10 protein-coding genes are annotated in these 13,748 nt (G+C 73.2%); 2 read left to right on the forward strand and 8 right to left on the reverse strand.

What is annotated here, in order from left to right; genetic code table 11:
* Window positions 1–15 precede the first annotated feature (15 nt).
* The 8 genes from AC0GKK_RS09450 to AC0GKK_RS09485 form a co-directional block, all read right to left on the reverse strand.
* Entirely contained in the window at window positions 16–2,487 is a 2,472-nt protein-coding gene (locus AC0GKK_RS09450) for a GcvT family protein (RefSeq protein ID WP_489883612.1), read from the reverse strand.
* A gap of 32 nt (window positions 2,488–2,519) precedes the next feature.
* Entirely contained in the window at window positions 2,520–3,179 is a 660-nt protein-coding gene (locus AC0GKK_RS09455; RefSeq protein WP_489883613.1) for a sarcosine oxidase subunit gamma, read from the reverse strand.
* Window positions 3,169–5,955 carry a 2Fe-2S iron-sulfur cluster-binding protein gene (locus tag AC0GKK_RS09460; protein WP_489883614.1) on the reverse strand — a complete coding sequence of 929 codons (2,787 nt, stop codon included), beginning with the start codon at window positions 5,953–5,955 and terminating at the stop codon, window positions 3,169–3,171. Before AC0GKK_RS09460 ends, AC0GKK_RS09455 begins: the two co-directional genes overlap by 11 nt.
* Window positions 5,952–6,242, reverse strand: a complete 291-nt coding sequence (locus tag AC0GKK_RS09465) for a sarcosine oxidase subunit delta (RefSeq protein ID WP_489883615.1) — start codon at window positions 6,240–6,242, stop codon at window positions 5,952–5,954. Before AC0GKK_RS09465 ends, AC0GKK_RS09460 begins: the two co-directional genes overlap by 4 nt.
* Before the next feature lie 17 nt (window positions 6,243–6,259).
* Window positions 6,260–7,516: a sarcosine oxidase subunit beta family protein gene (locus tag AC0GKK_RS09470; RefSeq protein WP_489883616.1), complete on the reverse strand. Its 1,257-nt coding sequence runs from the start codon at window positions 7,514–7,516 to the stop codon at window positions 6,260–6,262.
* Window positions 7,513–8,817: a serine hydroxymethyltransferase gene (gene glyA, locus AC0GKK_RS09475; RefSeq protein WP_489883617.1), complete on the reverse strand. Its 1,305-nt coding sequence runs from the start codon at window positions 8,815–8,817 to the stop codon at window positions 7,513–7,515. The genes AC0GKK_RS09470 and glyA overlap by 4 nt, the downstream gene beginning before the upstream one ends.
* Before the next feature lie 170 nt (window positions 8,818–8,987).
* Window positions 8,988–10,157 (reverse strand): NAD(P)/FAD-dependent oxidoreductase, encoded by a 1,170-nt coding sequence (locus AC0GKK_RS09480; RefSeq protein ID WP_489883618.1) that lies wholly within the window; start codon window positions 10,155–10,157, stop codon window positions 8,988–8,990.
* Window positions 10,157–10,510: a bifunctional 3-phenylpropionate/cinnamic acid dioxygenase ferredoxin subunit gene (locus tag AC0GKK_RS09485; RefSeq protein WP_476653990.1), complete on the reverse strand. Its 354-nt coding sequence runs from the start codon at window positions 10,508–10,510 to the stop codon at window positions 10,157–10,159. The genes AC0GKK_RS09480 and AC0GKK_RS09485 overlap by 1 nt, the downstream gene beginning before the upstream one ends.
* Before the next feature lie 325 nt (window positions 10,511–10,835).
* On the opposite strand from AC0GKK_RS09485, the gene AC0GKK_RS09490 reads away from it, so the two are divergent.
* Together AC0GKK_RS09490 and AC0GKK_RS09495 are read left to right on the forward strand one after the other, a co-directional pair.
* Window positions 10,836–12,275 (forward strand): MFS transporter, encoded by a 1,440-nt coding sequence (locus tag AC0GKK_RS09490; RefSeq protein WP_489883619.1) that lies wholly within the window; start codon window positions 10,836–10,838, stop codon window positions 12,273–12,275.
* A gap of 97 nt (window positions 12,276–12,372) precedes the next feature.
* On the forward strand, window positions 12,373–13,746 hold the full coding sequence (locus AC0GKK_RS09495) for an L-serine ammonia-lyase (RefSeq protein ID WP_489883620.1): 1,374 nt from the start codon (window positions 12,373–12,375) through the stop codon (window positions 13,744–13,746).
* Window positions 13,747–13,748 lie beyond the last annotated feature (2 nt).

Raw genomic sequence — 13,748 nt, forward strand, 5'->3', positions numbered from 1 at the left:
CCCGGATCGTGCGGGTCAGCGCCGGATGCGGCTCATCTCCGGGTCGAACAGCGGCTCGGCCGCGACCGAGGCGCGGATCCGGCGGTCGAAGTACTGGATCTCGACCGCTCCCCCGACCGGCAGCCCGGCGGGCAGCCAGGCGTACGCGATCGGGGTGCCCAGGGTGTAGGCGTACGCCGCGGAGGTGACGTAGCCGGCGGGCTGTCCGTCGACGAGGACGGCCTCGTGACCGAGGACGACGCTGCGGCCGTCGTCGATCGTGAGGCAGGTCAGCCTGCGGGTGACGGCGTCCGGGTCGATCTTCTCGACGGCCTCGCGGCCCACGAAGTCGCCCTTGGTGTGCGGGCGGACGGCGAAGCCGAGCCCGGCCTCGTAGGGGTTGTGCTCGGTCGAGACGTCGGCACCCCAGGAGCGGTAGCCCTTCTCCAGCCGCAGGCTGTTGAACGCCGCACGCCCGGCCGCGACGACGCCGAGCGGGCGCCCGGCCTCGTACAGCACGTCCCACAGCTTCCGGCCGTACTCGGCGCTGGTGTAGATCTCCCAGCCGAGCTCGCCGACGTAGGACAGCCGCATCGCGGTCACCGGGATACCGGCGATGTGCGCGGACATCGCGCGGAAGTACTTCAGCCCCTCGTGGGAGAAGTCGTCGCCCGACAGCGGCTGCACCAGGTCGCGGGCCAGCGGGCCCCAGACGCCGATGCAGCAGGTCCCCCCGGTGATGTCGCGGACGACCACCGAGTGGTCGTCGGGCAGCGCGCGGCGCAGGTGGTCCAGGTCGAGGTGGGAGTTCGCACCGACCTGGAACAGCTGCTCGCCCAGCCGGGCGACGGTGAGGTCGCTGCGGACGCCGCCGGCCTCGTCGAGCATCAGCGTGTAGGTGACCGCGCCGACCGACTTGTCCATCTTGCCGGTGGTCAGGCCCTCCAGGAACGCGCAGGCACCCGGCCCGGACACCTCCAGGCGCTTCAGCGGGGTCATGTCGTACATCGCGACGGCGGTGCGCGTCTTCCACGCCTCGACCGCGACGACCGGCGAGTGGAACATCGCCGACCACGCGTCGCGGGACGGGGCACGCCACTGGGCCGGCATGTCCTTCGCCAGCGCGGCGTTGGCCTCGTACCAGTGCGGGCGCTCCCAGGCGTGCGACTCCAGGAAGAACGCCCCGAGCTCACGCTGGCGGTCCACGAACGGGCTGGTCCGCAGGTCGCGCGGGGACAGCTTGGGCTGCAGCGGGTGCAGCACGTCGTAGATCTCGACGAAGTTCTGCTGCGAGGTCTCGTCGACGTAGGCGTCGGTGGTCTCGATCTCGTCGAAGCGGTGCACGTCGCAGCCGTGCAGGTCGAGCTCGCTGCGGCCCTCGACGAGCAGTTGCGCGACCGAGCGGGCCACGCCCGAGGAGTGGGTGACCCACACGGCCTCGGCGATCCAGAAGCCGGCGACGTCGGCGGACTCGCCGATCAGCGGGCCGCCGTCGGGGGTGAAGGAGAAGACCCCGTTGAAGCCGTGCTCGATCTTCGAGCGCTGCAGGCCGGGCAGCAGCTGCGTGCTCTGCTCCCACTGCAGCGCGAAGTCCTCGGAGGTGAAGGGCAGCATCGAGGGCTGGGTGCGCTCGCCGACCTCTCCGTCGCCGACCTCGGGCAGCTCGGAGATCGACACCGGCATCGGGCGGTGGGCGTAGGAGCCGATGCCGATGCAGTCGTTGTGCTCGCGGTAGTAGAGGTCGGCGTCCTGGTGGCGCAGGATCGGCAGCCGCGCCTCGATCAGCTCGTCGTTGCGGCCGACGAGCTGCTCGACCTGAGTGGTGCGGGCGTACTGGTGGGCCAATGGCAGCAGCGGCACCCGCATCCCGACGAGCTTTCCGAGCTCGCGGCCCCAGAACCCGGCGCAGGACACGACGATGTCGGCGGGGACGGTCTCGCCGTCGGCGGTCTCGACGCCGGTGACCCGGCCGCCGGACTGCGCGATGCCGGTGACGCGCACCGAGCCGCGGAACACCGCGCCGCGGGACTCGGCGCGCCGGGCCAGCGCGACGACCGCGCGGGCCGCCTTCGCGAGACCGTCGGTCGGGGTGTGCAGACCGCCGAGGACCTGGTCCGCGTCGAGCAGCGGGTGCAGCCGCGCGCACTCGGCGGCGTCCACGACCGACGCCGGGACCCCGCGGGAGACCGCCCAGCCCTGCTTGCGGTGCAGGTCGGCGAGCCGCTCAGGGGTGGTCGCGACCTCCAGGCCGCCGACCTGGTTGAAGCACCAGCCGCCGTCGACGTCCAGGCTCTTCAGCTTCTCGACGGTGTAGGTCGCGAACGCGGTCATGGTCTTCGACCCGGTGGTCTGGAAGACCAGGCCGGGGGCGTGCGAGGTGGAACCGCCGGTCAGCGGCAGCGGCCCCTGGTCCAGGACGGTGACGTCGGTCCAGCCGCGGGTGGTGAGCTCGTCGGCCAGGTTCGCCCCGACGATCCCGGCTCCGATGATGACGACACGGGGGGTCATGGTGGTCTCCTTCTCGGTGGTCGTCGGGCGGGTCAGCCGGCGAGGGCCGGTGAGGCGGCGGCGGGGTCGTCGCGGAACTCCTGGGCCGCGTCGAGCAGCCAGTCGGCGAGGTGGCCGGCGAACGAGCTGCGGACGTGCACGTCGAGGACCGCTCCCCCGTCGGCGTCGGCGGCGGCGTCGCGGGCCAGCAGGATCACCCCGGCCCCGCCGAGCAGCGTCTGGGCGCTGCGTCCGGCCGGGAACGAACGCGGGTGCAGGTCCAGCGAGCAGCCGAAGGACAGCAGCTCGCGGGCCAGGCGCCCACCGATCCGCAGCACGACCCGCTGGGCGGAGGTGTCGACGGCGGCGCCGCCCACCTCCCCGGCGACGAGCGCGCGCAGCGCCGCCTCGCCCACCGCGGCGTCGCCGGAGTGGCTGGTGACCAGCCACTCGTCGGGGCCGAGCCAGATCGCCTCGCCGTCACCGGCGGCCACCCAGGTGTTCGCACCGGTCGGCAGCGCGGTCCCGAGCGCGGCGTCGACGCCGGCGCGGGCCGGGCCCGCCGGGTCGAGGCGCAGGGTCACCGACTGCGCGACGTCGAGCACCTGCACCGACAGCGCGCCCGCGGTGTCCCGGGACAGCGCGGCGAGCGCCGGGGCGTGCACGTCGAGCGGGTGGGTGGTGGACAGCGCGGGGATCGGCTCAGCCGTCACGGCGGGCTCCTTCCGGGTCGACGAGGACGGGTCCGGTGATCTCGACCGGGACCAGCGCCCCCTGGTGCGGAACGTGCACGACGTCGCCGATGCGGTCGCGGCCGCCCTTGAGCAGGGCCAGGGCGAACGGCCGCTCCAGCTCCGCGGACAGGTAGCTGGAGGTGACGTGGCCGAGCATCGGGACCGGCGGCGGGGGCAGGGTGCCGTCGGGCGAGAACTCGACGATCTGCGCCCCCTCGGGCAGCCGGGTGCCGCGGTCGGTGGGGAGCAGCCCGACCAGGTGCTTGCGCATCGGGTCGGTGTTGGAGGCGCGGGCGAAGGAGCGCTTGCCGACGAAGTCGGCCTTCTTCTTCGAGACCGCCCAGCTCATCCCCAGGTCGTGCGGGGAGACGGTGCCGTCGGTGTCCTGACCGACGATCGGGTAGCCCTTCTCGGCGCGGAGCACGTGCATCGTCTCGGTGCCGTAGGGGGTGATGCCGTACGGCTCACCGGCGGCGACCAGCCGCTCCCAGACGGCCAGGCCGTACCGGGCGTCGACGTTGACCTCGAAGGCCAGCTCCCCGGAGAAGGAGATCCGGGCCAGCCGGACCGGGACGCCGTCGAGCTCGGTGTCGCGCCAGGTCATGAACTCGAACGCCTCGGCGGAGGCGTCGACGTCGCGGAAGACCGCCGAGATCACCTCACGCGAGCGGGGCCCGACGACCGGGAACACGGCCCAGTGCTCGGTGACCGAGGTCAGGTTCACCTTCAGGTGCCCCACCTCGGTCTGGCGCCAGTCCTCGAGGTGGTCGAGCACCGAGGCCGCGCCGCCGGTGGTCGTGGTGAGCAGGAACCGGTCCTCGGCGATGCGCAGCACGGTGCCGTCGTCGGTGACCATGCCGTCGTTGCCGCACATGACGCCGTAGCGGACACGGCCGACCTTCAGGCTGCTCATCAGGTTCGTGTAGACGAGGTCGAGGAACGTGTCCGCGTCCGGGCCCTGGACGTCGATCTTGCCGAGCGTGGAGCCGTCCATGATCGCGACGTCGCGGCGGGCCGCGGCGCACTCGCGCAGCACCGCGGCATCCATGTCCTCACCGGCCCGCGGGAAGTGGCGGGGCCGCTTCCACTGGCCGACGTCCTCGAACACCGCGCCGTGCGCGACGTGCCACGGGTGCACCGCGGTGGTGCGGACCGGGTCGAACAGCTGCCCGCGTTCGCGGCCGGCGAGCGCGGCGAACGAGACCGGGGTGTAGGGCGGGCGGAACGTGGTGGTCCCGAGGTCGCCCGCCGGGCGGCCCAGCAGCTCGGCGGTGATCCCCGAGGCGATGGTGCCGGAGGTCTTGCCCTGGTCGTGGGCGGTGCCGATGGTGGTGTAGCGCTTCACGTGCTCCACCGAGCGGAGCCCGGCGCCGACGGCCCGCTCGATGTCGGCGACGGTCGCGTCCCGCTGGATGTCGACGAACTGGCGCGCGGAGTCCCCCGCGGTGCGCCACAGCACCAGGCCGGGCGTGCGCGCCGGCTCCGGGGCGGAGCTCGGGGCGTCGCCGCCCGCGCCTTCGGACAGGCAGCCCGCCAGGTCGAGTGTGCCGTTCGCGGCGCCGATGACCTCGGTACCCGCGATCGCGGCACCGGGGCGGAACGCGCCGAGGCCGGCGTCGTACACGAGCTGTTCGCGCACGTGGCTGAACAGGTGCGCGGTGGGCGTCCAGCCACCGGAGACCAGCAGTAGGTCGCACGCCAGCACCTCGGTGCCGTCGCCGGTCGCGACGTGCGCGGCGGACACCCGGCCCGCGGCGTCGCCGTCGGAGCCGACGACGGTGGCGTCCGCCTTCACGGTCACCCCGGCCTCGGTGCACGCACGGGCCCGCTCGGCGGGCAGCTCGGCGCGGGCGTCGACGAGGGTGACGCGTGCCCCGGCCCCGGCCAGGTCGGCGGCGGCGAGGTAGGCGGCGTCGTCGGTGGTGAACACGACGACCTCGCGACCGGCGAGCACGCCGTAGCGGTGCAGGTACTCCCGCGCCGCGGAGGCGAGCATGACGCCCGGCCGGTCGTTGTCGGCGAACACCACGGGGCGCTCGATCGCGCCGGCCGCGACGACGACCTTCCCGGCGCGGATGCGGTGCACCCGCTGGCGGGACCGGTGCTGCGGGGCGGCGGCGCCGAGGTGGTCGGTGCGCCGCTGCAGCGCGAGGACGAACCCGTCGTCGTAGTGGCCGAAGGCGGTGGTGCGCTGCAGGTGCAGCACCTCGGGGTTCTCCGCGAGCTCGGCGACGACGTCGGCGACCCAGCGGTGCGCGGCGCGCCCGTCGATCCGGTCGGTCGGGACGAGCGCGCCACCGGCCTCGGGACGGTCGTCGACGAGCACCACGCGGTCGCCGCGGCGGGCCGCGGTGCGTGCGGCGAGCAGCCCGGCCGGGCCGGCGCCGATCACCAGGGTGTCGCAGTGGGCGTGGCGACGGTCGTACCGCGCGGTGTCGGGGACCGTCGCGAGCCGGCCCTGCCCGTTCAGGCCGCGGGCGACCAGGCCGTCGTGGAGCTCGACGGTGGCGGCCTGCAGCATCGGCTCGGGGAACGGCTCCTCGATCTGCACCAGGCCGACCGGGTCCTCGGTCCAGGCCCCGCCGATCCCGCGCGGGCGGCCGAGCTTGACCGACCCGCCGAGCACGCGCACGCCGTGTGCGAGCAGCGCCGAGGCCAGGGTGTCGCCCGGGTGCCCGGAGTAGTGCTCGCCGTCGAAGACGAAGTTCAGGGTGCGGGTCCGGTCGATGCGACCGTAACCGTCGACGCGGGTCATGCTCGGGCCCCCGGGATCTGCGGCCGGGCCTCGCCCATCGGATAGACGGCGAGGAACCGGTAGGTGTGGGTGTCACGGACGGCGTTGAACCAGCGGCGGCAGCCGACGGAGTGGCTCCAGCGCTCGGCGAACGGACCCTTCGGGTTGTCCCGGAAGAACACGTAGCGCGCCCACTGCTCGTCGTCGAGCTCGGCCGGCGCGGCCGGGTACTCGACGTGGGCCTGGCCGCCGTAGTGGAACTCGACCTCCTCGCGGGGGCCGCACCAGGGGCAGTCGATGAGTTGCACGGTGGTGGCTCCTGAGGTCAGTGGGCGACGCCGGCGGCGCCGTGCTCGTCCACGAGCGCGCCGGTGACGAACCGGTCGAGGGAGAACGGGGCGATGTGCGGGTGCAGCTCGTCGGTGGCGATGGTGTGGGCCAGGCACCAGCCCAGCCCGGGCGTCACCTTGAAGCCGCCGGTCCCCCAGCCGGAGTTGACCAGCACGTTGGAGTACGGCGTGCGCCCGACGATCGGCGACGCGTCCGGGGTGACGTCGACGATGCCCGCCCAGCTGCGCAGCAGGTGCGCCCGCGCGAACACCGGGAACAGCTCGACCGCGGCGGCCATCTGCCGCTCGATGATGTGGAAGGCGCCGCGCTGGCCGTAGCCGTTGTAGGAGTCGACGCCGGCGCCCAGCACGAGCTCGCCCTTGTGCGCCTGGGAGACGTAGACGTGCACCGCGTTCGACATGACGATCGTCGGGTGCACCGGCTCCAGCAGCTCGGAGACGAGCGCCTGCAGCGGGTGCGACTGCAGCGGGGTGTCCACCCCGAGCCGGTCGAGCAGGGTCGAGGTGTGCCCGGCCGCGCAGAGCGCGACCTGCCCGCAGGCGATGTCGCCCCGGCTGGTGCGGATCCCGGTGACCCGCGCGGTGCCGTCGTCCACCGAGCCCTCGGTGAGGAAGTCCAGCACCTCGCAGTCCTGGATCAGGTCGACCCCGGCGGAGTCGGCGCGGCGGGCGAAGCCCCAGGCCACGTAGTCGTGCTTGGCGATGCCGGCACGGGGCTGGTAGGTCGCCCCCAGCACCGGGTAGCGGATGTCGTGCGAGACGTTGACGATCGGGCAGATCTTCGCGACGTCGTCGGGGCCGAGGTACTCGGCGTCGATCCCGTTGAGCCGGTTCGCCTCGACCCGGCGGACCGAGTCGCGCACGTCCTGCTCGGTGTGGGCGAGGTTCAGCACGCCGCGCTGGGAGAACAGGATCGGGTAGCCGAGGTCCTCCTCCAGCCCCTCCCAGAGCGTGAGCGCGTGCTCGTAGATGAAGGCCGACTCGTCCCACAGGTAGTTGGAGCGGATCAGCGTGGTGTTGCGGGCCATGTTGCCGCCGGCGAGCCACCCCTTCTCCAGCACCGCCACGTTGGTGATCCCGTGGTTCTTCACCAGGTAGTGCGCGGTGGCCAGACCGTGCCCGCCGCCGCCGACGATGACCACGTCGTAGGAGCGCTTCGGCTCGGGGTTGCGCCACAGGGCGTCGGGGTGCTCGGGCAGGTGCGCGCCGGGAGGCGTGTTCTGGGTGCTCATGCCGTCAGCTCCGGGTAGAGGGGGTGGCGGTCGGCGAGGACGGTGACGCGGGCGGCCAGCTCGTCGAGCTCGGCGTCGCCCGCGGCGGGGCGCAGGGCGCGGGCGATGATGTCGGCGACCTCGGTGAAGTCCTCGGCACCGAAGCCGCGGGCTGCCAGGGCGGGGGTCCCGATCCGGACCCCGGAGCTCACCATCGGCGGGCGCGGGTCGAACGGGACGGCGTTGCGGTTGACGGTGATGCCGACCCGGTGCAGCCGGTCCTCGGCCTGCTTGCCGTCGAGCTCGGAGTCGCGCAGGTCGACCAGGACCAGGTGGACGTCGGTGCCGCCGGAGACCACGCCGACGCCGGGCTCGGTCACCAGCCGCTCGGCGACGATCCGGGCGCCCTCCAGCGTGCGCTGCTGCCGCTCGGCGAACGCGGGCTCGCCGGCGAGCTTGAACGCGACGGCCTTGGCCGCGATCACGTGCTCGAGCGGGCCGCCCTGCTGGCCGGGGAAGACCTGCGAGTTGAGCTTCTTGGCGTGCTCGGCGCGGGCCAGGATGATGCCGCCGCGCGGGCCGCCGAGCGTCTTGTGGGTGGTGCTGGTGACGATGTCGGCGTACGGCACCGGCGACGGGTGCAGCCCGGTCGCGACGAGCCCCGCGAAGTGCGCCATGTCGACCATCAGGTAGGCGCCGACCGCGTCGGCGATCCGCCGGAACTCCGCGAAGTCGAGCTGCCGCGGGTAGGCCGACCAGCCGGCGATGATCAGCTTGGGCCGGCGCTCCCGGGCCAGGCGCTCCACCTCGGCCATGTCGACGCGGTGGTCCTCGGCGGAGACGTGGTAGGCGGCGACGTCGTAGAGGCGGCCCGAGAAGTTGAGCCGCATGCCGTGGGTGAGGTGCCCGCCGTGGGCCAGGTCGAGGCCCAGGATCGTGTCGCCCGGGTCGAGCAGCGCGGCCATGGCGGCCGCGTTGGCCTGGGCGCCGGAGTGCGGCTGGACGTTCGCGTAGTCGGCGCCGAACAGCGCTGTCACGCGGTCGATGGCGAGCTGCTCGATGACGTCGACGTGCTCGCAGCCGCCGTAGTAGCGGCGGCCGGGGTAGCCCTCGGCGTACTTGTTGGTGAGCACCGAGCCCTGTGCCTGCATGACGGCCAGCGGGGCGAAGTTCTCGCTGGCGATCATCTCCAGGGTGCCGCGCTGGCGACCCAGCTCGGCGGCGACGGCCGCGTGCACCTCCGCGTCGGTCTCGGCGAGCGTCCCGTCGAGGACCCCCGTCGCACCGTTCGACGGACCCCGATCCACGGCGAACGTCGTCATGGGCACCTCCAGATATCTTCTCCAGCAGACTGATATATCAACTGTCTGCGGTTAGCCTCGCACGGCACTCTCGGCAGGTCAAGAGGCTGATCGTGGTGCGCGCGAACGGGTCCGGACACGCCTGCGGCGCAGGTCCTCGTGAGGACCTGCGCCACAGGTGACGTGCCGGGTCAGGCGAGCCGTGTCGCCAGCTCCCGGCGCATCCGCCCGAAGGGCCGGGGACGGTCGACGCCGAGCACGCCGACGGCCTCCCCCGCGGCGTCGAGGAACACGGCGAGGAACCCGCCGTCGGCCTCGGGGTCCCCGTCGTCGATCCGGACCGAGCCGTCCGCGGCCCGGTGCCCGGCGAACTGGATGGTGTGCCCGTACTGGTCGGACCAGAAGTAGGGCACCGCGTGGTGGGCCGGCAGCGAGTGCTCGGTCCCGAGCAGCGCCGCGGCCGCGACCGCCGGTTGCTGCAGCGCGTTGGTCCAGTGCTCCAGGCGCAGCCGGGAGCCGGTGTAGTCGCGGTGGGTGCTGGCACAGTCCCCCACCGCCACGATCCCGGGCAGGCCGGTGCGGCCCGCGGCGTCGGTGACGACACCGTCGTCGAGCTCCAGGCCGGAGCCGTCGAGCCACTCGACGTTCGGGATCGCGCCGATCCCCACCACGACCACGTCGGCGGGCAGCTCGCGGCCGTCGGTGAGCTCGACCCCGGTGACCCGGGGCGAGCCGACGAGCCGGGCCACGCCGGTGCCGAGGTGCAGCGGCACCCCGGCGGCGGCGTGCAGGCGGCCGCAGGCGGTGCCCATCTCGGGCCCGAGGGCCCGCTGCAGCGGCACCGGGGCCGCCTCGACGATCGTGACGTCCAGACCGAGGCCGTGGGCGGTCGAGGCGACCTCGGCCCCGACGAACCCGGCGCCGATCACCACCAGCCGCCGGCCCGGGACGAGGTCGGCACGCAGGGCGCGGGCGTCGTCGAGGGTGCGCAGGGTGTGCACCCCGCCGGGCAGCTCGCCCGGCAGGCTCCGGGCGCGGGCGCCCGTGGCGAGGACGACGGCGTCGGCCGAGAGGGTCGAGCCGTCGTCGAGGGTGACGGTCCGGGTCGGACCGTCGAGGGCGAGTGCGGTGCGACCGAGGCGCCACTCGACGTCGAGGGCGGCGTCGTCGTCCTCGGTCAGGGCGATGGCGTCCTCGTCGGAGGTCCCGGCGAGGAACTCCTTGGACAGCGGAGGGCGGTCGTAGGGGGCGTGCTTCTCGTCGCCGACGACCGTGATCGTCCCGGTGAAGCCCTGCGCGCGCAGGGCGCGCGCCGTGGCGAGGCCGGCGAGCGAGGCGCCGACGACCGTGACGTCGCGCATCAGGTGCCGGCCTGTACGCCCGGGCGGACGCCGGTCGCGGCACCGGAGGCGGGGACCGACTCGACGACGTGGACCACACCGTCGGCGATCACCACCTGGTGCGTGCGGACGGGGGTCTTCGCCGGCGGGCCGCTCGGCATCCCGGTCCGCAGGTCGAAGCAGGCCGCGTGCAGCGGGCACTCCACCGCACAGTCCTCGAGCCATCCGTCGGACAGCGAGGCGTCCTGGTGGGTACACGTGTCGTCGATGGCGTACAGATCGCCGTCGACGTTGAAGACGGCGATGGGCACCGCCCCCTGGACACGAACGGACTCCCCGACGGGGATGTCGGACAGCTCGCCCACGAAGATCATGCTTCCTCCACTGTTGCCTATCGCGAAACCCGCCATGCCATGCGCAACCGTATGGTGAGGCCGCAGGTCGCAGCCGTCAACGAGCGATTTTTCGACCGGCCCGGAGCGGGCAACGACGTCACGACGTGGAAAAGTGAGCGGCTGTCCCCGGTGACCGAAAGGCCCGGGAAACCGGCACCGGCACACTCCGGGCCGCCCGTCGACGAAAGATATATCACTCGTGGACACGTGACACCATGGCCGCGAGAATGGTGGTGTGGCGATACTGCGACGCCACGTCGGCACGGCTGCCGCAGCGCGGCCGATCGATCCGAGGGGACCTTTCATGACCGACGGACCGCGCAGGCCCCGACGCCGCGGCCCGGTCGCGGTCGAGGAGGAGCGCACGGTCCGGCGGGCGGCCGCGGCGGCCTCGGTCGGCAACGTCGCCGAGTGGTACGACTTCGGCCTCTTCTCCTTCCTCTCCGCGGTGGTGCTGAACCGGGTCTTCTTCCCGGAGGCCGGCGAGTGGTCGCTGGTGCTGACCCTCGCCACGTTCGCGGCCGCCTTCGTCGTCCGGCCGCTCGGCGGGTTCGTGTTCGGGCCGCTCGGGGACCGCATCGGCCGCACCCGGGTGCTCGCCTTCACCGTCCTGCTGATGACCGTCGCGACGCTCGCGCTGGGCTTCGTGCCCTCCTACGAGACGGCCGGGATCGCCGCACCGCTGCTGGTCCTGCTGATCCGGATGCTGCAGGGCTTCTCCGCGGGCGGGGAGTACACCGGCGCACTGACCCTGGTCGCGGAGTACGCGCCCGACCGCCGTCGCGGGTTCTTCGGCAGCTGGCTGGAGTTCGGCACGATCACCGGCTACACCCTCGGTGCCGGTGTCTGCGGCGCGCTCGTCGCGGTGCTACCCGAGGAGGACCTGCTCGCCTGGGGCTGGCGGATCCCGTTCCTGCTCGCCCTCCCCCTGGGGATAGCCGGCATCTACCTGCGGATGCGCCTCGAGGACACCCCGGCGTTCCGGCAGCTGATGGAGCGCTCCCCCGCACTCGCGACGATGCCCTACCGGCGGGCGATGCAGATCCTCCTCCGCCGCTACCGGGCACCGGCCCTGGTGACCGCGGCGCTGGTGGTCGCCTGGAACCTCACCAACTACGTCCTGACCAACTACATGCCCACCTACCTGACCGGGACGCTCCCCCGGCACGGCCAGCACGGCGCCTCGGGGGCCGCCACCGGCGCCATGCTCGTCGCGGTCATGCTGGGCATGCTCTGCGTGATCACCGCGGTGGGCAGGCTCAGCGACCGGGTCGGCCGCAAGCCGGTCCTGATGGTCACGAGCCTGACCCTGGTGGGGGTCGGGCTGCCCGCGGTCTGGCTGATGCGCGACGGCATGATCGGCCAGTTCGTGGGCCTGCTGCTGATGGCCACGGTGCTGGTCGGCTTCGCCGCGGTGCTGCCGTCGACACTCCCCGCGCAGTTCCCGACGATGGTCCGCTACGGCGGCCTGGGCGTGGTGTTCAACCTGTCGGTGTCGCTGTTCGCGGGCACCGCGCCGACGCTGATCGAGACCGCCGTGACCGCCACCGGCAACCTCGACTGGCCGGGGTACGTCCTCGTCGCCGCCGGCCTCGTCGGCGTGGTCGGCGTGGTGTTCCTGCCCGAGACCGCGGGCCGCCCGCTGGCCGGGGCCGCCCCGCTGACCTCCAGCGCGGACCTGCCCGCGCCGCCGATGTCGCCCGAGGGCGTGCCGCTCGAGCAGCCCTACGACCACACGCACTGACCCGCCGCGGATCGACCGCCGTACCCCTCTTGGCATGGTTGATATATCAGTCTAACATCGTCGACATGACCAGAGCCCGGCGTGGATCGGAGCGGCCGTGAGCATCTCCGTGTTCGACATGTTCACGGTCGGGATCGGACCCTCGAGCTCGCACACCGTGGGCCCGATGCGGGCCGCGGCCCGGTTCGTCGCGCGGCTCGCCGCGTCGGGCGAGCTGCCCCGCACCGCGTCCGTGCGGGTCGAGCTGTTCGGCTCCCTCGGCGCGACGGGGCACGGCCACGGCAGCGTGAAGGCCGTCGTGCTCGGGCTCGCCGGGCACGAGCCGCACCTCGTCGACCCGGTCGCGGCCGACCCGATGGTCGCCGACGTCCGCGCGGAGGGGCGGATCCGCCTCGGCGGGATCCACGAGATCACCTTCGCCCCCGACGACGACGTGGTCCTGCACCGCAACCGCCGGCTCGACTTCCACTCCAACGGCATGCTGCTGCAGGCCTTCGACGCCGACGGCGCCGTCCTGGACAAGCGCGAGTACTACTCGGTGGGCGGCGGCTTCGTGCTCGACTCCGACGAGGCGGGCCGCCCCGTCCTGGTGGAGGACGCGACCCCGGTCGCCCACCCCTTCACCACCGGCGACGAGCTGCTCGGGCTCACCCGCGCCCACGGGCTGTCGATCTCCGACATCATGCTGGCCAACGAGCTGTCCCGGCGCACCGAGGACGTGGTGCGCAGCGAGCTGCTGCACATCTGGTCGGTGATGCGGGAGTGCGTCGAGCGCGGTGCCCGCACCGGCGGCACGCTGCCCGGCGGACTGAAGGTCCGGCGCCGGGCGATGGCGCTGCGTGAGCGGCTGGAGGCCGCGACCGGCGAGCCGGACGCGCTGCACGCGATGGAGTGGGTGACGCTCTACGCCCTCGCCGTCAACGAGGAGAACGCGGCGGGTGGACGCGTCGTCACCGCCCCCACCAACGGCGCCGCCGGGATCGTCCCGGCCGTGCTGCACTACGCCGAGCGCTTCCTGCCCGGCTTCGACGACGACTCCGTCGTCCGGTTCCTGCTCACCGCGGGCGCGGTCGGGCTGCTGTTCAAGGAGAACGCCTCGATCTCCGGCGCCGAGGTCGGCTGCCAGGGCGAGGTCGGGTCGGCCTGCGCGATGGCGGCCGCCGGGCTCGCCGAGATCATGGGCGCCACCCCGGAGCAGGTCGAGAACGCCGCCGAGATCGGCATCGAGCACAATCTCGGGCTGACCTGCGACCCGGTCGGCGGGCTCGTGCAGATCCCGTGCATCGAGCGCAACGCGGTCGCCTCGATCAAGGCCATCACCGCGGCGCGGATGTCGGCGCACGGCGACGGGGTGCACCACGTCTCGCTGGACAAGGCCATCACGACGATGCGGGAGACGGGCGCGGACATGAAGGACAAGTACAAGGAGACCGCCCGCGGTGGTCTCGCGCTGAACATCGTCGAGTGCTGAGC

The organism is Pseudonocardia sp. P-1 (genome assembly GCF_058111925.1).